Origin of the sequence: Exiguobacterium sp. S22-S28 (assembly GCF_043359615.1) — a bacterium.
In the GTDB taxonomy this organism is placed as follows: Bacteria; Bacillota; Bacilli; order Exiguobacteriales; family Exiguobacteriaceae; genus Exiguobacterium_A.
Genome location: NZ_JBHFFC010000030.1, coordinates 138,452 through 160,484, shown reverse-complemented (window position 1 = coordinate 160,484; position 22,033 = coordinate 138,452). Strand labels below are relative to the sequence as shown.

Genomic DNA, 22,033 nt, shown 5'->3' with positions numbered 1-22,033 from the left:
CTCCAATTACTCCGTTAATCGTAATTGGTCGTATAGCTTACTTAAAGGTCATGGACTCGTTCCATGGCTTTTTTTGATCTTTTTATTTACTTAGAGTGTTTGTAAATCAAATAATACGAAGTGAAAGGTTTTATAAATCAAATCATATAAAGAATTGAGTGATTAAACCGATATACTACATAGAGAAGAAAAAGGAGTGTTTGTCCATGAATTCCATTCATACGGAAATCCGGCTTCACCTGCCTCAAAATGTCTTGCCTTATGAGGCGACACAAAATGTCTTTGTCGAGGCCAATCAGGAAGAGTTAGCGCAAGACGGGATTGTCATCTTGCCAACACCCCAACATATTACGAAGCTTGAAACAGCAATCGAAAAAGCGAATGTCCAGCTTGAAACACAACGAACGGGTTTAAAATTCGTCAAACATGAAAAATTAAATGAATATTATATTCAAGTCGTCGATACGAACGATAATGTTGTGCAAGAAATACCGAGCAAAAAAGAACTCGATTTTTTTGCGGCTTTTATGGAATTTAATCAACTGATTGATAAACGAATTTAATTTATAAGGAAGGGACTGATTGGATGGCAGGAATACGTCTAAGTGGTTTAGCGAGTGGAATTGATACAGAAACGATGATCAAACAATTGATGCAAGCAGAACGAGCTCCAGTTGATCGTTTATCTCAAAAGAAACAGACTTTGACATGGCAACGCGATGCTTATCGAGAAATGAACCGGGGGTTACTTGATTTACGAACGGCTGCGAGTGATATGTTGCTATCGAAAAACTATACAGCGAAGACAGCAGCAAGTTCAGACTCTTCTAAAGTTACTGTAACAGCAGGTTCGACATCAACGACTGGAAGTGTCACGATTGATAAAATTACTAATTTGGCATCATCTTCGTCACTTGTCCTTTCTCGAAATGCTTCTATAACAAACAACATAACAAGTGATACAAAATTGAATGTTAGTGGTCTTGTTGCTAAAGATGGATTAGGAAAGATGGAGCTTGAATTAAATACTTATCAAGCAGATGGAACGTTAGGTACAGCAGTGATCATGAACTTTGACGGAACGTCAACCATTGGTGATTTAGTTTCAAAAATCAACAGTGATAAATCACTTGGTTTGAGTGCGGTCTTTAATGACATCACAGGAAAACTAGTTTTGACACGCCAAAATACCGGAAAGCTTGCAGCGAGTAACGAAATTATTTGGATGGATAAAAATCAAAGTGTATTTGATAGTACGACCGAACCAGTTAAAAAAGCAGTTGAAGGTCAAAACGCTGTCTACAGCATTGGTGGAACACTGCTTGAGCAAAAGACGAACACGTTTACACAGAATGGTCTGACGATTACTTTGGCAGGAACGTCGACAACACCAGTAACGCTTAATACGAAACTTGATACGCAGGCAAATTTTGATTCGATTAAAAAATTCGTCGATAAGTATAACGAGATGATTGATAAAATGAACAAAAAAGTCCGGGAAGAAAAGTATCGTGATTTTCAACCTTTGACGGATGCGCAACGAAAAGATTTGAGTGAAGATGAAGTCAAGAAGTGGGAAGAGAAAGCCATTAGTGGTGTTCTTAAAAATGATAGTTATTTACGAGATGGCATGGCATCATTTAGAAGTGCTCTTTCGTCAGAAATTGACACAGGTTACTCCTATACTTCTGGTACAGAGACGAGTCAATTGAAATACATGTCCCAAATCGGAATCACGTCAACCAGTGATTTTCGTGACGGCGGGAAATTAAAAATCGATGAAACGAAACTGAAGAAGATGCTTGAAGAACAGCCGGAAGGTGTCTATAAACTATTTACTGTTGATGCTCCTCCACCAGTAACAAATCCGGACGGAACGATTACAAAAAATCCCGGTGGTCTTGACGGTTTTGTTCGTCAAATTCAAGGATTTGCGACGACGATGCGCGATAAAATTTCAAAAGTCGCTGGACTCGATGGTGCCGTCGCAACGACGTATCGTCTCGGGAAATCACTTGCTGATCTCGATAAGAGCATGTTGACATGGGAAGATAAGTTGAAAACAAAAGAAGACAGTTACTATCGCCGATTCGCAGCGATGGAAAAAGCCATGAGCCAGGCGAATAGTCAATCGGCAACGCTCTCGAACTATCTTACTCAAGGATAAGGAGGATCAGCTATGAATCCATACGCTACGTATCAAACGAACTCGGTCACAACCGCTCTACCACAGGATTTGACACTGATGCTCTATGAAGGATTAATCAAGTTCACGATGCTTGCGAAACGTGATATCGAAAATGGCTTAATCCAAGAAAAAAATACGAACATTCAAAAAGCGCAGGCGATCATTATGGAATTACAATTGACACTAAATCAATCGATTGCTTTGTCAAAAGACTTAAATAGTCTTTACGACTATATGCAAAGCCGTCTCATTGATGCCAATGTCCAAAATGATGTCGTAGCGATTGACGAAGTACTTGGTTTTGCGGAAGAATTTCGTGAAACGTGGAAAGAAGCGATGAAACTCGCGCGTCAACGATGAGTCCGCTCGATCCCCTTCGTCTGAAGACAAAACATCTGATGGAGTTGCTTGAGCAGACACCGGACGAAGAAGTCTACGACGAGTGGTTGCTGAAGATTCAAAACCTGTTGAATGAACGGGAAGCGTTTATTGCTGCTCACTCGAATTTACTCGCCGGTGCCAATCAGGCCGTCATTCAAGAACTTGTCGCCGACAGTCAAAAAATCGACTTGAAATTATCGTCAGAAACCGCTAAATTAGGGGTACAAATCAATCAATTGCGCCAGACGAAAACCAGTCGAAAGTCGTATGTTGATCCGTATGAAGAAGTGGAAGGTAGTTTTTCACCGTATTTTGATTCTCGTCAGTAACTTTCTAGATGTAGGGAGGGATCTCGCGTGACAAAACGTGAAGACAAGAAGAAAAAAGTCGTTAAGCCATTTTATCGTTCCGATGGTTCGTACGATCAGTTCATCGAACCGGATATCGAATCGGAATCCTGGGAAGAAGCGGAACGTCCGATTTCCGATTTACCGGATGCCTATGAAGAGGAAAAATATCGACGCGAGTCGTTGTAACGAAAGAGGACCTTCCACTATGGAGGTCCTCTTTTCATTTAAACCGATAGGCATTTTTTTCATGTTGTTTGACACTGTACATCGCTTCATCCGCCCGAATCAACAGCTGACTCGTCGTCGTTCCATCATCTGGATACCGGGCGATGCCGATTGACGGCGTGACCGACATCCGAGATCCTTGAAAATCAAATGGTTGATTCAATTGATGGATCAGTGTTTCTGTGTACTGAACTGTTTCTGTTTTCTCACGGAGTAAGAAGACGATGAATTCGTCGCCACCAAGCCGCGCGGCGACCTCGTCGTCCCGCAAGTGCAACTTCAGACGGTTCGCAGTTTCTTGCAGGACGTAGTCACCGGCGTCGTGACCGAATTGATCGTTAACCTGCTTAAAGCCGTCCAGATCGATAAATAACAGCGAACCGACATGAAGTTTTGGCAGTTGTTGTTCCAACTGTTCTTCGAAATACCGACGATTCGGCAGCCGGGTCAAGACGTCATGATAACCAAGATTTTCGAGCCATTGTTCCTGTTCGAGTGTTTCCGTGATGTCGGATAACAGGACGTACACATAGTCATGATCTGGAACCGGAATCAGTGTCGTCTGATACGTATGGGTTTTATCCTGCAGTAACAGTTTTCGGCTGGACTCGAGACGGACGACTTCTTGGCGCAGTTGGTGCATCAGTCGGTCCGGTAATTGACCAGTAAAGCGTGATTGGGCGGCTGGGTTCATTGTCTGTACATTCCCCGTACGCGTGACTTGGACAATCGGTTCCGGATGATCGAGAAACAGTCGCCGGTACTCTTCCTTCCGGATTTCGAGTAAAGACGTTTGCTCTTTGACCTGTCGGGCGAGATCAAACTGAACCCCTACATGTTCGTGTAATAAGGTTTGATTCAAACGCTCCGAAAAGATCTGCCGGACTAAGAACAGCGAAAACAGAATCGTGATTGCCAAAATATAAACAACTTGGGGTACGTCAAAAAATGAAATCCAGACGAGTAAAGAAGCTAAACAGATATAAGGCAGATACGGTCGTGGTAACACACGCGGATGAGTCGCAGTTTGCGGAACTTCTTGAAAATACATCAGAAGTAACGATAAGCTGACCGGATAAAGTGGTAAAAATAATACCATCCATTCCAGTTGGTCGCGGACCAAAAACGTATAATAACCAAAGTTCGTCACACAAAACAGTGTCATCGCTTGAATCAGTTGCCGGTGTCGCATCGATCCGCGTAATCCCGTCGTATAGAGAATCAAAAAAGATAACAGTACGGCTAGAAAACAGAGTGAATACAGCGTCATTGCCGCAAGTTCGAGTGGGCTGCGGGCAAATTCGGGCAGCTTCTGTAAAATCAGGACGTAGCCGAAGACGAACGACATGCCGAATAAGATAAATCCGTCGAGATACAACAACCGATTTTGCCGGAACGACGACCAGTCAATCAAACGGGTCAGTGTGCGTGCGGTCAAAAACAGAAACAGGGTCAAAGTGACATTCGCTAACGCATCCGACCAGACTGGATGAAACCGGCTCGGTAGAAGCGCTAATACGAAATTTAGGACGATACCGAGCCAAAACAGCAGAACGGCATGGCCGATCAAACGGTACGGATGACCCGGTGGTTTTAAAAACTGGATGTATGCCGTCCAAGCGACATAACTTAACGCGGTAATCGTGAGACAGGCTGCAAGTACCGGTGTCCGCACTGGATCAAACGTTAGCAGTAACAGCAGATAAGTAACGAGCAGGTAAGAACCACCTATTTGATACATTTTCGTCATGTGTTCGCCTCCTTTCTTGAGTGTGTAAAAAGTCCGAACGAGAGAAACACCCTGTTTCGTCTAAAAAAACAAAGACGGACAGGGTGTGGTTTCAAATGGCATGTGTTTCCCGGTACCGTTCCCAGTGTTCCCGTGCGTCTTTTTTGATCCGGTCGGAGACGGTTTTACTTTGGAAAATCAGGCTGTACCATTGTTTGGCGTTATCGGTATCGCCTAGCGTCGCGTACAAGTCACTGATCCGTAACAACAACACGTCATGTGGAATACCGGTTCGGACAGCATCCGTATACTCCAAGTACAGTGTTTCATATTTCTGAACCGCCCGTTTTGCCCAGGTCATCTCCTGCGCATTATCTTGCAACAGGCGGTACATCCATGAGATTCGGACACCGAGCATCGCCTGAATGCTGTCTTTTTGGAAGGTGACTTGGGCGATGTAAAGGCAAAATTTATACAGATGAAGCGCCTGTTTCAGCGTTCGTTCCGTTTCCGAAAACGGCAGGACCGGAAGGACAGGCAAAATATCCGTTTCAAGGACAGTCCGGACGTCCGGGCGTAACTTTTCGAACGATTCATGGAAGATGAACCGGCAGTGGCTGCACTGGACGGGTTCGTAAAAATAAACATTTGGTCCTTGATAATGGATCAAGCCGTCAAGATCCGTGTGATCCGTCCGGATGTGACGGCTTAAGACACGTTTTGTTTCGGTATCTTTCAGACAATAGGGACAACGGCATTTTTTGGCGTACAGGTCAGGCATAAAACAAACTCCTCCAGATGAATTTAAACGAAGACGTTGACAAGCATTCCTTTGATCTCCCCGATTTGATCCAAAATCTCAAGGCGGCGGGATTCACCGGAAATGACATTGTCGGTCAGTTGGAGCAGTTTCGCATCGACTTGTTCCACGACCTTGTAGATTTTCGTACGACCGCGGCGGTTGAATCCGCGTTTTTCTTCCAGTTGCTGCGACTGATCGAGGGCGTCTTTCAGGAAGTCCTTAATCTTCTCTTTATATGCTTCGAGATGCTCGATCGTTTGGCTTTCCGCGAGCAGCTGACCGTGCTCTTCGACGAGCATCAGCTTCTGTTGGAGTCGTTCGTAGCCTTTATGTTCCCGTTTATCCTGCATCAGAGCGGAAAACGTCGTCGAGGCCTCGACTTCGCGTGGTCCGGTCTTCGGTGTCTGCAGGCGGCTTGTTTCTTGGATGCGCCGGATATCCATCGGTGATTCCCCCTTTGATTAGTTGAGTAGTTGCAGAACGCCTTGCGGCAGGGCATTGGCTTGCGCAATCATCGCCATACCGGATTGGTTCAGAATGTTGTATTTGGCATATTCCATCATTTCACGTGCCATATCGGTATCGCGAATCCGGGATTCGGAAGCGGTCAAGTTTTCCCGGCTGATCGTTAAGACACTGTTTGTTGCTTCAAACCGATTTTGGATCGCACCGAGTTTTGCGCGTTGAGCCGACACACTGTCGATTGCCTGCGTATACAGACTGAGGGCTTGACTGGCGCCTTCGCTTGTCAGTAAACTCAGGGCGTATTCGGGAACAGCGGCGTCACTTTGCGATGTCAAAGGTTTACTGTCAGCCGACGGTTGCGTTGTCGTACTGATTTTTAGCGCAAAGGCCCGCATGTCTTCGACTGAAATCGTGATGCCTTCGTTGGCACCGGCATTCGTTTGAATGAACAGTCCTGTTGTTGTTTCGTTAAAATCTCCGGTCAGGATGTTTTTTCCGTTGAACTGGGTCGTTTCAGCGATCCGTGTTACTTCGCTCGTCAACTGATTGATTTCCGACTGAATGGAATCCCGGTCTTCCGGTGCGAGGGTGCCGCTGCCGGCTTGAACGGCAAGTTCACGCATCCGTTGCAGGAGGCTGTGCGTCTCACTCATACCGCCTTCGAGTGTTTGCACCATCGAGATACCGTCGAGGACGTTTTGTTCGGCTTTATCCAAAGACTGCAACCGAGTCCGCATTTTTTCGGAAATCGCGAGACCTGCGGCATCATCGGCGCCACGGTTGATTTTTTGACCGCTTGAGAGTTTATCCATCGTCGTCTTGACGTTCAGTTGATTGGCACTTAAGTTTCGATAGGCTTTTAAAGCCTGTACATTGTTTGAAATCCGCATTAATAGTCCATCCCTTCGTAACGTTCGTGGTGTGCCGCCCGGACGAGAGGACGGTCTTTATTCAAACTGGCGGCTTGCCAGGTGATTAACAGTTCTTCCGCTAATTGTAACAGTTCAGGCAGCACATGGGGCTGCGTGTAAACCTGTAAGGTCTGCTCCGCCATGTATTGATAAAGCTGGTCGAGTTGTGCCGTAATGATGCCGCCGTCGTCGTTCAGTCCGTCCTGTAATTTGATCAAGAGCTGGTAGGCTTTTTGCAGACGGATGTTGGCGTCATCAAACCGGCGTTCCTCGCGGGCGAATCCAGTCTGTTCATACTGGAGAACCAGCCCTTTTAACATCGTCTCCGTCAGTTGTTGGGGTGTCATCTGATACAGTTCTTGTTCTGTCATGTGTCCCGTCCTTTCGCATGATCCAGTTCTTCAATCAAGAGTAACAGTTCAGCCATCACGTCATAGAGTTGCGGCGGAATCGCCGTTCCAAGATCGAGATCAAGCAGATGACCGAGCAGTGAGGTATCATGTTCGATCGCGACGCCGCTTGCACGGGCTTCCTGCAAGATGCGGTCTGCCGCAGCACCGGTGGCCCGGGCGACGACGACCGGCGCGTTGCCGGACGCTTCATCGTACCGGAGGACAGCCGCTGATTTGCGATGTTTTAAATCAATTTTCTGATACATGGCTCCTCCTTAAATCCGGTAATCATAGCCGGCAGGTGTCTTCTCGTCCGGTTTGACGGCTTCCGGTGCGGGTTGATCTTTCGTAAAGGCATCAAAACGAATCTTGACGTCCTGGTAACCGGTTGCCTGTAAGGCTTCCGTCGTCCGGTCGAGAAACGGGGTGGCCAAACGTTCGAGAATCGGTGAATCATTTTCAATCGTGATCTGCATTTTCCGGTTGACTGTTTCGACGCGGACACCGATTTCGCCAAGACGGGGTGTCTCGAGCTGGACATACAACGTATTGTTTTCCCAGTCGATGACTTCGTCCGGCCGTTTATTTTGTAAGTGGACGTGCAGTCCGGCTGTCCCTTCGACCACTTGGACGGGGAGGGCAAGCAAGAGTTGTTGCAGCTGCTGATTCTGATCCGGTTTATTGACTTGTTGTTGCGTCGTCAAAAACGTCTGCAGTTTGGCGGCTTCCGGGTTGGCGGCGGGTGTCGCCAGTTTCAGCTCTGCCGTCTGCAACTGAAGTGTTTTTTGGACCGTCTCCTGTAAGACACGCGGACTGTTTTGTCCCGCTTCATACGGAATCGGACGCTGTGTTGGGGCCTGTCCCGTATTCGAAGCAGCGGTCCGCGGCATCGTATTCAGTTCCGGTAAATAAGCGGTCCGGACGTTCGTCGGAGCGTACCGGAATGCTTCGAGGAGCGAGCGGACGTCCTGGATGACGGCTTTTGCTTCCACACCGCGTCCGAGCAGTGCCAGCTCCGTTCCCCGTTCGAGTTTTGATAACAGCTGAATCAGTTGTTTTTCGTCGCGCATACTCGTATGTAACATCGCGTCCGTCTGCTGGAACGTCTGGCGCAGACGATTTGCCGTACTTTCAATCACTTGTGCCATCTGTAACGGGCGTTCCTCGACGAGCGGCTCGATTTGTCGGAGTTGCGAAACAATCGTTCGTTGCTCGCGCCGGAAGTCATTCGTCACCTCAGCGAGACGAGGGGTCACTTCAGCGATGACCGTTAAGTTGGAACGGGACGGTGCCGCTTTTTCAACAGTCGACTGCTGCGCTTGCGTGATGACAGCAGTCAGTTGGTCGAGTTTACTCGGCTGCGGACGTTCTGCGGGAGCCGGTCGTTCAGCCGGGAAGTAGGGCCGGAGTTGTTCCTGGACCTGCGTCAATTCACCACGGTCGATTTTGTTCAGGATATCCGGTTGCGCGTCGGCCGGTAAATGGGTGACGATTTGCTTTAAGGCGACCGGTGTCGTCGCGTGGTCAATGTCAGCATGCGTCGGTACGGTAGCCCGGGCGACGTCAAGCGCGATGATGTTACTGAGTGTCGGTTTTTCGATCACCGCCTGGCGTTCGGGTAAGACGTCGACCAAAGAATCCGTCGTTGCGAGCAATTGGGTGATCAAAGCATCGGCGTCGGCCGGTAACGCACTGTCGGATGGACGCGTGACGAGATCGAGTACCAAGTCCTTATACGTCCCTTGCAAGGCAGCGACGAGTCGGGCGACCGTCTCCGGTGTCTGCGGCAGTTGACCGGTCGCAAGTAGCCGGGCGACCGCTTGTTTGAGTTCAGGCGGCAGTTCGTCGAGTAAGGTTGCATCGACGCCAGACGAATCGGATTTCGCCGGTCCGGTCGCAGTCGTATCTGCCGGCTCCGTAATTTGTTCGATCAGATAACCTTCTGTCGTTTGTCCTTTGACCTTGAATTGAAAGGTGCCTTCCGGAACTTCGCCGGTGAACGTCATTTCGATCTTTTCACGACCGACTTGGACCATTGCCGTGTTCGGTCCTGTTTTCTCAAGAACAGTTCCGCTGTATGTTTTTGTCTCGGACAGCGCAGTCGGGGGTGTTGACCGGGTCGGACTGGTTGGATTCATCTGGATGTTCATCGATGAACCTCCTTTCTTGATAATTTCCTCATCTTATTATATATCGGCACAAACAAAAAAGGATTAAGCGAAATCATCGCCCAATCCAGTTTTTTAAGATTTAATTGCATTAAAGCGGTCCTCTAATGTCATCGCGTTCAATTGTTGGTAACGAGCCATGAGCTCACCAGTTGCTTTCATTTGGTTGCGGACGATGTAAGGAGAGGCGTTTACGGGAAGAATCATGCCATTGCGAGTTTTCAACTTGGTTTGTCCATCCTCTTCAAGGACGTCCGTCATATGACTCCAAGCATACCATTCACAATCATCACGTTTGGGTGATTTGGTAGGGAAAAAGACGAGGCCGAGTGTCGGTTCAATGACAACTGGAACTTTTCCTTTCACGGAAGCGACACGTTTAGCCGTGACAATCCGTTCTTCGATGGAGCTGTTGTACTGTCTGCACGATAACTGCAGAAGTTGATACGGACGAAGCGGCGTCATGATCGTTGACCCGTCTTCTAGGACGATGATGGATTGTTTCATCATGTCATAACAGGGCAAAATCGCGACGGTCCGTTTCGTGATTCGATACTTTTCGTCATTATAGAATGGTCGCATTCGACTGCATCCTCCTTAAATAGGACAATGGATAAAACAGGTAATTACTAACGATATAATACAATATTACAAATGTAATGACAATGTCATTTTTGAAATATAGAGCAATGAATGCTTTAACATCAACGAATGTGACGGTAAATTCAAATTAATCAGAATTTTTAATTGTCAATAATTACTTCTTTTGATAGTATATTCCGTAGAGAGCCTGCTCTCGCACTATAGTTTGCGAAGGGAATGTGAATTCGAATGGAACAAGGTAAAGTAAAATGGTTTAATGCTGAAAAAGGTTACGGCTTCATCGAGACATCTGATGCAAAAGACGTCTTTGTCCACTTCTCGGCGATTCAAGCAGAAGGTTACAAATCGCTTGAAGAAGGTGAAGAAGTAGAATTCGAAATCGTCGAAGGCGATCGCGGTCCGCAAGCAGCAAACGTCTCTAAACTGTAATCCGTAGCAGCCACCACCGTTTTTAGGAATCTCCTAAAAGCGGTTTTTTTGTTTCATCTCAATTTGTTAAGGGTATATACGCTAATATCAACACGCAACAACTATTATAGTACGCTAAGAAAAAAAGGAAATGTTCAACAGAATGTCATCGTTTTCATTTCCTTACAAGGCTTATCGTGGTATAATAATTACGAACCAAAGAATTTTGAATCTTCAGAAGGAAACGACTGAAGGGATGACGAATTCATAGGTTCAACCGGTTACTTAAGGAGGAGTTTACATGATCTACAACATTCGCGGTGAAAACTTGGACGTCACAGATGCTCTCAAGGATTACGTCGAGAAAAAGCTTGAAAAGTTAACTCGTTATTTTACAACTCCTACGGAAGCGCAAACGGCTTATGTCAATCTCAAAGTCAACAATGAGAAGCAAAAAGTCGAAGTGACGATTCCAATGCCAAACCTCTTGCTACGGGCGGAGGATGTCAATGGCGATATGTATGCAGCCATCGACCTCGTCGTCGATAAGCTTGAACGCCAAATCCGGAAACATAAAACGAAGATCAACCGGAGAGGCCGTGCCAAAGATGGCGGTATTGGGGAGTACTTCAAAACGCTCGAAGGACCGGAGGCAGAAGCACCTGTCTACGAAGAGGATGAAGCGGAACTCGAACTCGTTCGAACAAAACGTTTCACACTCAAGCCGATGGATACGGAAGAAGCGATTCTTCAAATGGATATGCTCGGTCACACGTTCTTCGTCTTCTCAGACGCAGAAACGGGTAACACGAACGTCGTTTACCGTCGGAAAGACGGCCGTTACGGCTTAATTGAACCAGAATAATGAATTGACAGAGGGCTTACTCTTCGGAGTAAGTCCTCTTTTGGTATAGCAAAAAACTATTCATAATAAGAAATGGTCTCAGACTAAAGTTGGATTTCAAATGACGTGAACGGTCCGCTTGTTGAAATTTGACGTCGTATTCGGTACACTGAATAAAGGAAAAATCTCGGAATTCTGTTCGTTTTAAGAATCGTTCGAAGTAAGGGGACTGTAAGGCATGGCTAATTTTCTAAAAGAGTTATTCGCACCGACAAAACGTGTGCTGAAAAAAGCAGAAAAAGCGGCGGATGCCGTGGAAACATTTGAGGCGCAAGTCGCTGCCTTATCGGATCAAGAACTAGAAGGAAAAGCGGTTGAATTCCGGACTCGTCTTGAGAACGGGGAAGACCTCGATGATATTTTACCAGAAGCGTTTGCCGTCTGTCGTGAAGTATCGACACGTGTCTTAGGCATGCGTCACTACCGTGTCCAGCTCATTGGTGGATACGTCCTGCATAACGGCGATATCGCTGAAATGAAAACAGGGGAAGGGAAAACGCTTGTTGCGACACTTCCCGTCTATTTAAATGCGCTCGCTGGAAACGGCGTCCACGTCATCACCGTCAACGAATACTTGGCGAAACGTGACCGTGACATCATGGAGCCGCTGTATGCGGCACTCGGACTCTCGGTCGGCTTGAATCTCTCGAGCATGTCGCGTCAAGAAAAACAGGCGGCGTACAACTGTGACATCACATACGGAACGAACAATGAGTTCGGTTTTGATTACTTGCGTGACAACATGGTTCTTTATAAAGAAGACCGTGTTCAACGTCCGCTTTCCTTTGCGGTTGTCGATGAAGTCGACTCCATCCTCGTCGATGAAGCACGGACGCCCCTGATCATTTCGGGATCTGCCGAAAAATCAACATCACTCTACTCGCAAGCTGATATGTTCGCGAAGATGATGAAAGCGGATGAAGACTATACGGTCGACATCAAGACGAAAAGTGTTCTGTTGACGGAACAAGGAATTGATCGTGCCGAGAAATACTTCGGCATCGACAACCTGTTTGGTCTCGAACACATCGCGCTTAACCATCACTTGAGCCTCGCGCTTCGTGCGAACTCTGTCATGCACCGGGACGTCGATTACATGGTTCGTGAAGATGAAGTCATGATCATCGACCAATTCACGGGACGTGTCATGGAAGGCCGCCGTTACTCGGAAGGCTTGCACCAAGCGATTGAAGCGAAGGAAGGCGTCGAGATTCAACGCGAATCGATGACGCTTGCGACGATCACGTACCAAAACTTCTTCCGGATGTATACGAAACTGGCCGGTATGACCGGAACAGCGAAAACCGAGGAAGAAGAATTCCGTAACATTTACAACATGCACGTCGTACCGGTTCCGACGAACAAACCGATCGTCCGGGACGACCAGCCGGACTTGATCTTCAAGACGATGAACGGGAAATTTGCTGCAGTCGCAGACGAAATCGAACGCGCCCACCGCGAAGGACAACCGGTCCTCGTCGGGACGGTTGCCGTTGAAACGTCGGAGTTGCTCAGCAGCATTCTTAAGAAACGCGGCATCCGCCACGAAGTCTTGAACGCGAAAAACCATGCGCGGGAAGCGGAAATCGTTGAGAACGCGGGACAACCGAACGCGGTAACGATCGCGACGAACATGGCTGGTCGGGGTACCGACATTAAGCTAGGACAAGGTGTCATCGAAAAGGGTGGTCTCTACATCCTCGGAACGGAACGTCACGAATCACGCCGGATCGACAATCAGCTCCGTGGTCGTGCCGGTCGTCAAGGTGACCCGGGAGCATCCCAGTTCTACTTGTCACTTGAAGATGAATTGATGCGTCGTTTCGGGTCTGATTCTCTGCAATCGATGATGGATCGTCTCGGAATGGACGATTCGCAGCCAATCGAAAGCCGGATGGTCTCGCGGGCCGTCGAATCCGCACAAAAACGGGTTGAAGGAAATAACTTTGATGCGCGGAAACAAGTTCTCGGCTACGATAACGTCATGGCCGATCAACGGAAAGTCATGTACGCGGACCGGGCAGCAATTCTCGACGCCCAGTCGGTTTCCGATATCGTCCGTCCAATGATGATTCAGACAATCGAAGCCGGTGTCCATCAGTACACACCAATCGAGTTCGTTCCGGAAGAATGGAGCATCGGAGCACTTGCGGATTGGGCCAACCAAACGCTTGCGATTGAAGAAAAAGTGTCGGAGCAAGACTTGTTCGGTAAAGAACGCGAAGAAATCATCGAACTGTTACAAGAACGTGCCTTTGCCCACTACGAGCACAAACGCTCAGAAGTGCCGGCAGAAGCGTTCGACGAGTTTGAGAAGGTCATCGTGCTCCGCGCGGTCGATCAGCACTGGATGAACCATATCGATCAAATGGATCAACTGCGCGAAGGGATTCACTTACGGGCTTACGGTCAAAACGACCCGCTCCGTGAATACCAGTCGGAAGGTTCGATGATGTTTGATACGATGAACGCGGCGATTGCAGAAGAAGTGACGCAATTCGTCCTCCGGGCGGACCTTGATCCGAACCTGAAACGCGAAAAAGTCGTCAAAGATGAAGTCGCCGTTTCCGGAAAAGAAGACAAGGTCGTCAAAAAGGCGCCGGTCCGGAAAAATCCTAATGAACAAATCGGACGCAACGATCCTTGTTGGTGCGGATCCGGTAAAAAATATAAGAACTGTCACGGCCGTCAGGCATAAGTGACGAAGCGGCTGAAAGAGGCGGGAGATTCCTGCCTCTTTTGACGGAAAGAGAAGGTGGAACACAATGGAATTAGCAGAAATACGCAATACCGCCGAGTGGATGGAAAAGAAGCTCGATGAATACAAAGCATCACTGGATCTTGAGACAAAAATCTCACGAATCGAAGAGCTTGAAAACGAGATGACATACCCGGACTTCTGGAACAATCAGGAGTCGGCGCAAAAAGTCATCGATGAGTCGAACGGTCTCAAAGCGATGGTCGATAAATACCAACACCTCGCAGACGGCCACGAAAACATCGTCTTGACGTATGAATTGATCAAAGAAGAACCGGACGTCGAGTTGCAGGAAGAACTCGAGTCGGAGCTTGGCGACATCAAGCGGAAGTTTGACGAGTTTGAATTACAGATCCTGTTGAACGGCGAATACGATGCCAACAACGCGATTCTCGAATTACACCCGGGAGCCGGCGGAACCGAGTCACAAGACTGGGCGTCGATGTTACTTCGGATGTACCAACGTTTCTGCGACAAGCAGGGCTGGAAAGTCGAAACGATGGACTATCAGCCGGGCGATGAAGCCGGCGTCAAATCGGTCACGCTACGGATCCAAGGGCATAATGCCTATGGGTACTTAAAAGCAGAAAAAGGGATTCACCGTCTCGTGCGGATCTCGCCGTTTGATTCGTCAGGCCGCCGCCATACGTCATTCGTTTCATGTGACGTCATGCCGGAATTCAACGATGACATCGATATCGACATCCGGACGGAAGACTTGCGTGTCGATACGTACCGCGCGTCTGGTGCCGGTGGACAGCACATCAATACGACGGACTCTGCCGTACGGATTACCCATATCCCGACAGGTGTCGTCGTCTCATGTCAGCAGGAACGGTCGCAAATCAAGAACCGTGAAGCGGCGATGAAGATGTTGAAAGCGAAACTGTACCAACGCGAAATCGAAGAGAAACAAAAGAAACTCGACGAAATCCGCGGCGAAAAATCAGACATCGCCTGGGGCAGCCAAATTCGTTCATACGTCTTCCACCCATACAGCATGGTCAAGGATCACCGGACGAACTACGAAGTCGGGAACACGCAAGGTGCGATGGACGGAGACATCATGGGCTTCATCGATGCGTATCTGCGCTTAATGAATATGTAAGTCAATAAACCGCCGGCATTCGTGTCGGCGGTTTTTTCAACGAATCGAAGGAGGAGACAGATATGCAAATCCGTACAGAAATTTTTAAAGATGCTGCCGGGATCCGGCTTGTCCATCAAGCCGCCTTTGGTCAACGGGCGGAAGCCGATCTCGTCGAAGCATTACGGGAAGAGGAAAGCTCCCGTCCGCACTACAGCCGTGTTGCCGTCACGGACCAAGGGGGAATCGTCGGACACGTTCTGCTCAGCCGGATATACATCGAAGACATCCCGTCGCTCGCCTTGGCGCCGGTCGGTGTCAAACCGTTTTGGCAACGAAAAGGCATCGGGTCCGAGTTGATTCGGCAAGTGATCGAAGACGCACGGGAAGCCGGAGAATCACACATCGTCGTCCTCGGACACGACAGCTATTATCCGCAGTTCGGCTTCGAGCGGGCCGTTGATTACGGCATTGAAGCGCCGTTTCCGGTTCCGACGGACATGTTTCTCGTCATGCCGCTCGAACGGCAGGCGTTAAAAGGCATACAGGGAACAGTTCAGTACTCGAAACCCTTTAGCGCGGTATAAGAGAACCACTGCGAGTTGCTCAGCCCTTCTAGTCGCTTCCCGACTTTTCCGCTAAAATGAAAAACGGGTTGTAGAACTTATGTAAGGGGAAATGTAACGTTATGACATCAACACGTCAGGAAGTCGTCCGCGACTATGTGTATTTATTGCTGGGATCAGTTTTTGTCGCCAGCGCGTTCAGTTTGTTTTTGGCGCCGAACCAATTGGCGTCCGGAGGCGTCAGTGGTCTCTCGATCGTCTTAAATGATTTGTTTGGGGTTTCGCCCGGCTTGTTCCAATTGATTGCGAACATCGTCTTGCTCGCGATCGGCTGGATGATTCTTGGAATGGGGTTTGGTGTGAAGTCGCTCGTCGGATCGATTTTTTTACCGGTCGTCATCTTAGTCTACGAACGGTTTGAAGTGCCCGCTGCGACGATGAACCCGATGCTTGCTGCGATTTTCGGTGGTGCCGGCGTCGGGATTGGTCTGGGTCTGATTTTTAAAGCCCGGGCGTCGACCGGCGGGATGGACTTGATTGCCCAAATCCTGCACCGATTTACGAAGTTGCCGCTCCACCTGTGTATTGCTCTGCTCGACGGAACGATCGTCATCAGTGCGGCTGTCATCTTTTCGCTTGAAATCGGTTTGTATGCACTTGTCGCCTTGTTCATCACGATCAAGATGATCGATATCGTGCAGCTCGGGATCACGAACGACAAGCTGGCCTATATCATCTCGGATCAACGGGAAGCGCTCGTCAAAGAGATTTTTCAAACCCTCGACCGGGGAGCCACGGAGATCGAGGCGGCCGGTGCCTTCACGCGGACGCGTAAACCGATGCTGATGGTCGTCGTCCGGCAGGGGGAAATCACGACGTTGAAGGAAATCGTCAAACACATTGATCCGACTGCCTTTCTCGTCGTCAGTGAAGCGCATGAAGTGCTTGGTCTTGGTTTTTCGGACGATAAACGTTACCGGAATGTGCCGTAATCGTTTGTTATTCGTGAAGTTTTTGTGAAATCACGCTTAAAAAGTAGCAATAACGGTTATACTCTAATAACAAACAACGTTATTTTGGTACTTATAAGGGGGACATACGGATGAAACTGAAAAATCTTTTACTCGCAGCCGGACTTGGCGCGACACTCGTACTCGGGGCATGTGGCAGTGATGACTCCAGTTCATCGGATACATCGAAGAAAGACGAATCGACGATGAGTGATGATTCGGCAAAAACAGAAACAGCGGTTGATGCAGAAAAAATCTTTGCGAACAACTGTGCTTCGTGCCACGGGAATAATCTCGAAGGAAACGTCGGACCGAACTTAACAAAAGTCGGAGCGAAATATTCGTCGGAAGAGATTCAAAAAATCATTAAAAACGGTAAAGGGCAAATGCCAGCAGGCATCCTGAAAGACGATAAAGAAATCGTTGCCGTCGCGGATTGGTTAGCTGAGAAAAAATAATTATGTGATACTATGGGACAAGAGATGACGGACATGACAAGTGTTCGTTATCCCTTGTCCCTTTTTTCCGTTAAAACCACTGGAAATGACATTTGATTGTAATGTGCACCGTTTTTTTTGCCTGTTATAATGGGATTCGATAGGCGCTAAGACCTATCTGATCACCAACCAGTAATCAAGTAAGGATGTGAAGTAAGTGATCAAGATGCAACAAGTCAGTAAAATCTATCCGAATGGTGTCACGGCACTTCGTGAAGTCAACCTGACGATCAATCAAGGCGAATTCGTCTATATCGTGGGTCCATCAGGAGCCGGGAAATCAACATTCATGAAAATGATGTATCGCGAAGAACGACCGACAAGCGGTTCGTTTTTATTTAAAGGAATTGAAGTCGGTAAGTTAAAAAACCGCCAAATCCCCGAACTTCGCCGCCAAATCGGCGTCATCTTCCAAGATTTTAAACTCCTCCCGTCCTTGACGGTTTATGAAAATGTCGCATTCGCCCTTGAAGTCGTAGGCGAAGAAAAATCAGCGATCCGAGAAAAAGTACTGGAAGTGTTGGATCTCGTCAAATTGAAGCATAAGGAACGCAACTATCCGGATGAATTATCCGGTGGAGAACAACAACGGATCTCGATCGCGAGAGCCATTGTGAATCGTCCTGCCCTCGTCATTGCGGACGAGCCGACGGGAAATCTTGATCCGGACACTGCATGGGAAATCATGGAGGTCTTCGAAGAAATCTATCGCCGTGGGACAACGGTCGTAATGGCGACACACAATCGAGATATAGTCAATAAGATGCGCCATCGTGTGCTTGCGATTGATGGTGGAAAAATCGTTCGAGACGAAGAGAAGGGAATGTACGGCTATGAAGTTTAATGGATTTCGTCATTTACGCGAAGGGGCAAAAGGTCTCGTCCGGAACGGCTGGATGACATTTGCTTCTGTTAGTGCTGTTACCGTCACTTTGTTGTTGGTAGGTATTTTTGCGATGGTCATGTTCAACGTCAACAAGATCTCCGATAACGTCGAAAAAGACGTCGAGATCCAAGTGTTCGTCGAACGCGAATCCGATCAGGCAAAAATCGACTCAGTTGGAGAAAAATTAAAGCAGATGCCGGGCGTCGAATCGGTCCGTTACAGCTCAAAAGAAGAAGAACTGGATCGCTTCAAGGAACAGCTTGGCGAAGGATCGGAAGCTTACCAGTCGGTTGAGAAAGACAACCCGCTTCATGACCGTTACATCGTCAAAGCGACTTCACCAAATGAGACAGAAACTATTGCAACAACCGTCAAAAAAATGGAAAATATAGATAGCGTCGAATATGGTGAAGATTACGTTGAAAAGATGTTCAACTTCCTTGAAGGGGTTCGGATCGGCGGAATCATCCTGATTGTCGGTCTGACATTCATGGCGATGTTCCTGATTTCGAATACGATCAAGGTCACGATCTTCTCGCGCCGTCGTGAAATTGAGATCATGCGACTCGTAGGTGCCAAAAACGGTTTCATCCGGGCGCCGTTCTTTATCGAGGGACTTTTAATGGGCGTACTCGGGGCATTGATTCCGATTGCTGTCGTTTACTTCGGTTATGACGTGACGTACAATGCGTTGCAACCGCAGCTCGTGACGTTGAACAAGTCCATCTTCACGCTGATTCCTCCCGGTGAGTTATCTGTTCAGATTTCACTTATTCTGCTCGCACTGGGTGCGTTCATCGGAGTATGGGGATCGACGACGTCACTCGGCCGGTTCTTGAAGGTTTAATATGATAATCGAATAAAAGATAAGGAGAGATGCTTCTCATGAAGGTCCGATTCTGTTCTGCCGTCCTCAGCTTCGCATTCATCAGTGCAAGTATGTCCGTTCACGCAACGTCCAAAGGAGATTTGTTGAAGGAACAACAGGAGGTCGAGTCCCGTCTGAAACAGACGGAACGATCACAGAATCAGACATCTGAGAAGTTAATCTTGACGAAAGAGGAGCGCAGGGAAGCACAAGCGCGCCTCGATGAAGTCAACAGCCGTTTGGATGATTTAGCAAGTCAGATTGCAGATCAACAAGCGGCTGTTGCTGTAGCCAAAAAGGAATGGGCGAGCGTCGGACAGGCTGTCCGACAAACGCAGTCTAAATTGGCTATACAAGAACAATTGATGGGGGAACGCCTCCGGTCCGTGCAACGCGACGGGGACGTCAAGTACATTGAAGTACTGCTCGACGCAAAAGACTTCGGTGATTTGATTTCCCGGTTCAGCACCGTCAGTGAAATCATCCAACAAGATGACGAAATCCTGCAAAACTATCAAGCGAACGTTTCGCAATTGACGGAACAACAGCTGGATCAAGAACGGGTCGTCGATCAGCTGAAAAAAGAGCAACGCAAGCTGTTGATTTTACAGACGCAGATCGTGGCCGAATCCGATGTAAAACGGACATTGGTCGTCCAATTGAATCGTCAGGTCAAACAATTGCAGCAAGAGCAGTTTTCGAAAGCTGAAGAAGCCGAGATTCTGGCAGATCAAAAACAGTTGATTGGTCAACAGTTGGAAGCGTTGCGTGAAGCCGAGCGTCGCCAAGCCGAACAGGAAGCGGTGCAGGTGCAAACACCGGCCCGTCCGGCTGAAGAAACACCGAATCAACCGTTGCCGTTACCGTCTTCTGAGGAAGAGACAGTCACGAAACCGTTCCATTTACCAGTGACCGGATACGTATCGTCTCCGTTTGGTCCCCGAAATAATCCATTGACAGGTAAACGAGAACGGCATACGGGAATGGATCTGGTCAACGCTGAGGGAACACCGATCAAAGCGGCGGCGGGAGGGATTGTTCTTCGTGCAGGCCGTGCAACCGGTTACGGTAACGTCGTCATGGTGACCCATTTAATTGACGGGAAAGTCTGGACGACAGTGTATGCCCATTTGGATTCCATTGCGGTTGCAGCCGGACAGACGGTCCTGCCGGATGAAGTCATCGGGAATTTAGGTTCGACGGGGTGGTCGACCGGTCCGCATCTGCACTTTGAGATTCATCAGGGCGAATGGGCGGTCGGTCAGCCGAATGCCGTGGATCCGGCCCCCTATGTTCTATAACGTAAGAGTCAGGCTGACGAAAAGATAGGGTAACCTATCTTTTTTTGCTATACTGAAAAAAATAGCAGGTTTACACCAGAAACGAGGAATCACGCGTGAAGAAATCGACAACGGCCGTCATAGCGGTCAGTACGTTTGGCTTGGGGCTTGGAGCAGGGGCTGTCGGTATGTTAGCGACAGGCGGAACGGATTCCGTGACGACAAGTTCGTCCTCCAATGCAACCGGAGATTGGAAAAAAATTGACCAGGTAAGACAGATGATTGCGCAAAATTATTTAGAGGACGTCACGGATCAAGAGTTGCTTGAAGGTGCCTTGACCGGAATGACGGAAGTTTTGAATGACCCGTATTCAGTCTATATGGATGAGTCGGAAACGGCATCGTTTAATACGAATTTGTCGTCTTCTTTTGAAGGGATCGGCGCGACGCTCGAACAAAAAGGGGAATCGATCGTCATCGTCTCACCAATCAAAGGATCACCGGCTGAAAAAGCAGGCATCAAACCGGGCGATGTCATTCTAGAGATCGACGGCAAAACCACTAAAGGTCAAAAAACGGATCAGGCGGTTAAGAAAATCCGTGGTGAAAAAGGAACAAAAGTCGTCTTGACGATTCAACGGAGCGGACAGGATCCGATGAAGATCACAATCGTCCGCGATACGATTCCGATTGAAACCGTGTATTCGAAAACAGAAAAAGTCAACGGGAAGACGATTGGTGTCCTGCAGGTCACACAATTCTCCGATCCGACAGCAGATGAGTTCGAAAAACAACTGGCTGCACTGGAAGAAAAGAATATTGATGGTCTCGTCATCGATGTCCGGGGAAATCCGGGCGGCTTGCTGACAGCGGTCTCGAAAATGATTGCACCGTTCATTCCGAAAGATACGCCGATTTTCCAAGTGGAAGATAACAAAGGCGAACGGACACGGGAGTTCGGGAAAGCGGACGAGAAGAAACCGTATCAGCTTGTGGTCCTCGAAGACAGCGGTTCTGCATCGGCGTCCGAGATTTTAGCAGCCGGTCTGAAGGAAGGGGCAGGTGCGGAAGTCGTCGGAACGAAGTCGTTCGGGAAAGGGATTGTCCAAAGTGCCTACGATTTAAAAGACGGCAGTGACTTAAAACTGACGACAAACAAATGGCTGACACCGGACGGCAACTGGATTCACAAAAAAGGCGTCAAACCGACGGTCGAAGTCAAACAGCCGGACTACTTTAATGTGACGAAGATTCTGACGGATGAGAAGACGCTTGCGACCGGAGATTACGGAAAAGCGGTCGAAAATGCGCATCTCGTTTTGGAGGCAATCGGTTTTGATCCGAAAGGGCAGGACGGCTACTACGGCGATACGATGAAACAAGCGGTCGAGCGCCTGCAAAAAGAAGCGAAGCTCGAGGTGACCGGAAAAATCGATCAGGTGACAGCGGCTGACATGGAGACACGTCTCCTGAAGAAACTGGAAGACTCGAAAAATGATGTCCAACGTATCAAAGCACTTGAAGTCGCAGCACAATAACTCACAGAAAGAGGTCT

Annotated in this window: 24 protein-coding genes; 16 read left to right on the top strand and 8 right to left on the bottom strand. The window is 48.2% G+C overall.

All coding sequences use genetic code 11. The features are described 5' to 3' along the window. Window positions 1-206 precede the first annotated feature (206 nt). The 5 genes from ACHA8N_RS13725 to ACHA8N_RS13705 are packed head-to-tail and all read left to right on the top strand — an operon-like array spanning window position 207 to window position 3,105. Entirely contained in the window at window positions 207-563 is a 357-nt protein-coding gene (locus ACHA8N_RS13725; RefSeq protein WP_393966030.1) for a flagellar protein FlaG, read from the top strand. A gap of 23 nt (window positions 564-586) precedes the next feature. Then, window positions 587-2,167, top strand: a complete 1,581-nt coding sequence (gene fliD, locus ACHA8N_RS13720; protein ID WP_393966029.1) for a flagellar filament capping protein FliD — start codon at window positions 587-589, stop codon at window positions 2,165-2,167. Between the two features lie 12 nt (window positions 2,168-2,179). Continuing rightward, a complete protein-coding gene (gene fliS / locus ACHA8N_RS13715) occupies window positions 2,180-2,548 on the top strand; it encodes a flagellar export chaperone FliS (RefSeq protein WP_393966028.1) in 369 nt (122 codons plus the stop codon). Beyond that, window positions 2,545-2,898, top strand: a complete 354-nt coding sequence (locus tag ACHA8N_RS13710) for a hypothetical protein (RefSeq protein WP_393966027.1) — start codon at window positions 2,545-2,547, stop codon at window positions 2,896-2,898. The genes fliS and ACHA8N_RS13710 overlap by 4 nt, the downstream gene beginning before the upstream one ends. A 27-nt stretch (window positions 2,899-2,925) precedes the next feature. Continuing rightward, complete coding sequence (locus ACHA8N_RS13705; RefSeq protein WP_393966026.1) at window positions 2,926-3,105, top strand: hypothetical protein; 180 nt, start codon at window positions 2,926-2,928, stop codon at window positions 3,103-3,105. Window positions 3,106-3,139: 34 nt separating this feature from the next. Here the strand turns inward: ACHA8N_RS13705 and ACHA8N_RS13700 are convergent, their stop codons facing one another. The 8 genes from ACHA8N_RS13700 to ACHA8N_RS13665 all read right to left on the bottom strand — a co-directional run bounded on the left by ACHA8N_RS13700 (window position 3,140) and on the right by ACHA8N_RS13665 (window position 10,193). Then, complete coding sequence (locus ACHA8N_RS13700) at window positions 3,140-4,894, bottom strand: diguanylate cyclase domain-containing protein (protein ID WP_393966025.1); 1,755 nt, start codon at window positions 4,892-4,894, stop codon at window positions 3,140-3,142. Window positions 4,895-4,985: 91 nt separating this feature from the next. Continuing rightward, window positions 4,986-5,654 (bottom strand): DUF2225 domain-containing protein, encoded by a 669-nt coding sequence (locus ACHA8N_RS13695; protein WP_393966024.1) that lies wholly within the window; start codon window positions 5,652-5,654, stop codon window positions 4,986-4,988. Window positions 5,655-5,677: 23 nt separating this feature from the next. Then, on the bottom strand, window positions 5,678-6,118 hold the full coding sequence (locus ACHA8N_RS13690; protein ID WP_014971201.1) for a YaaR family protein: 441 nt from the start codon (window positions 6,116-6,118) through the stop codon (window positions 5,678-5,680). 18 nt (window positions 6,119-6,136) lie between these two features. After that, window positions 6,137-7,030 (bottom strand): flagellin N-terminal helical domain-containing protein, encoded by an 894-nt coding sequence (locus ACHA8N_RS13685; RefSeq protein WP_393966023.1) that lies wholly within the window; start codon window positions 7,028-7,030, stop codon window positions 6,137-6,139. Continuing rightward, on the bottom strand, window positions 7,030-7,422 hold the full coding sequence (locus ACHA8N_RS13680; protein WP_393966022.1) for a flagellar export chaperone FliS: 393 nt from the start codon (window positions 7,420-7,422) through the stop codon (window positions 7,030-7,032). The genes ACHA8N_RS13685 and ACHA8N_RS13680 overlap by 1 nt, the downstream gene beginning before the upstream one ends. After that, window positions 7,419-7,709 carry an EscU/YscU/HrcU family type III secretion system export apparatus switch protein gene (locus ACHA8N_RS13675; RefSeq protein ID WP_147510462.1) on the bottom strand — a complete coding sequence of 97 codons (291 nt, stop codon included), beginning with the start codon at window positions 7,707-7,709 and terminating at the stop codon, window positions 7,419-7,421. Before ACHA8N_RS13675 ends, ACHA8N_RS13680 begins: the two co-directional genes overlap by 4 nt. A gap of 9 nt (window positions 7,710-7,718) precedes the next feature. Then, window positions 7,719-9,593 carry a hypothetical protein gene (locus ACHA8N_RS13670; RefSeq protein WP_393966021.1) on the bottom strand — a complete coding sequence of 625 codons (1,875 nt, stop codon included), beginning with the start codon at window positions 9,591-9,593 and terminating at the stop codon, window positions 7,719-7,721. A gap of 93 nt (window positions 9,594-9,686) precedes the next feature. Further along, complete coding sequence (locus ACHA8N_RS13665; RefSeq protein WP_147510464.1) at window positions 9,687-10,193, bottom strand: competence protein ComK; 507 nt, start codon at window positions 10,191-10,193, stop codon at window positions 9,687-9,689. Between the two features lie 249 nt (window positions 10,194-10,442). Between ACHA8N_RS13665 and ACHA8N_RS13660 the strand changes: the two genes are divergently transcribed. The 11 genes from ACHA8N_RS13660 (at window position 10,443) to ACHA8N_RS13610 (ending at window position 22,016) form a co-directional block, all read left to right on the top strand. Then, window positions 10,443-10,643, top strand: coding sequence for a cold-shock protein (locus ACHA8N_RS13660; protein ID WP_026832145.1), 201 nt, complete (start codon window positions 10,443-10,445; stop codon window positions 10,641-10,643). Window positions 10,644-10,923: 280 nt separating this feature from the next. Further along, window positions 10,924-11,487, top strand: coding sequence for a ribosome hibernation-promoting factor, HPF/YfiA family (hpf, locus tag ACHA8N_RS13655; protein ID WP_012371293.1), 564 nt, complete (start codon window positions 10,924-10,926; stop codon window positions 11,485-11,487). Window positions 11,488-11,704: 217 nt separating this feature from the next. Further along, complete coding sequence (secA, locus tag ACHA8N_RS13650; RefSeq protein WP_147510465.1) at window positions 11,705-14,224, top strand: preprotein translocase subunit SecA; 2,520 nt, start codon at window positions 11,705-11,707, stop codon at window positions 14,222-14,224. A 67-nt stretch (window positions 14,225-14,291) separates the two neighbouring features. Beyond that, complete coding sequence (prfB, locus tag ACHA8N_RS13645) at window positions 14,292-15,392, top strand: peptide chain release factor 2 (protein WP_147510466.1); 1,101 nt, start codon at window positions 14,292-14,294, stop codon at window positions 15,390-15,392. A gap of 62 nt (window positions 15,393-15,454) precedes the next feature. Continuing rightward, on the top strand, window positions 15,455-15,958 hold the full coding sequence (locus ACHA8N_RS13640) for a GNAT family N-acetyltransferase (RefSeq protein ID WP_393966020.1): 504 nt from the start codon (window positions 15,455-15,457) through the stop codon (window positions 15,956-15,958). Between the two features lie 101 nt (window positions 15,959-16,059). After that, complete coding sequence (locus tag ACHA8N_RS13635; protein ID WP_147510468.1) at window positions 16,060-16,929, top strand: YitT family protein; 870 nt, start codon at window positions 16,060-16,062, stop codon at window positions 16,927-16,929. 110 nt (window positions 16,930-17,039) lie between these two features. Further along, entirely contained in the window at window positions 17,040-17,405 is a 366-nt protein-coding gene (cccB, locus tag ACHA8N_RS13630; protein ID WP_393966019.1) for a cytochrome c551, read from the top strand. A gap of 196 nt (window positions 17,406-17,601) precedes the next feature. Next, window positions 17,602-18,288 carry a cell division ATP-binding protein FtsE gene (gene ftsE, locus ACHA8N_RS13625; protein WP_147510469.1) on the top strand — a complete coding sequence of 229 codons (687 nt, stop codon included), beginning with the start codon at window positions 17,602-17,604 and terminating at the stop codon, window positions 18,286-18,288. Further along, on the top strand, window positions 18,278-19,177 hold the full coding sequence (ftsX, locus tag ACHA8N_RS13620; protein WP_393966018.1) for a permease-like cell division protein FtsX: 900 nt from the start codon (window positions 18,278-18,280) through the stop codon (window positions 19,175-19,177). Before ftsE ends, ftsX begins: the two co-directional genes overlap by 11 nt. Before the next feature lie 38 nt (window positions 19,178-19,215). Further along, window positions 19,216-20,499 carry a murein hydrolase activator EnvC family protein gene (locus tag ACHA8N_RS13615; protein WP_393966017.1) on the top strand — a complete coding sequence of 428 codons (1,284 nt, stop codon included), beginning with the start codon at window positions 19,216-19,218 and terminating at the stop codon, window positions 20,497-20,499. A 95-nt stretch (window positions 20,500-20,594) separates the two neighbouring features. Further along, window positions 20,595-22,016, top strand: a complete 1,422-nt coding sequence (locus ACHA8N_RS13610) for a S41 family peptidase (RefSeq protein ID WP_393966016.1) — start codon at window positions 20,595-20,597, stop codon at window positions 22,014-22,016. Window positions 22,017-22,033 lie beyond the last annotated feature (17 nt).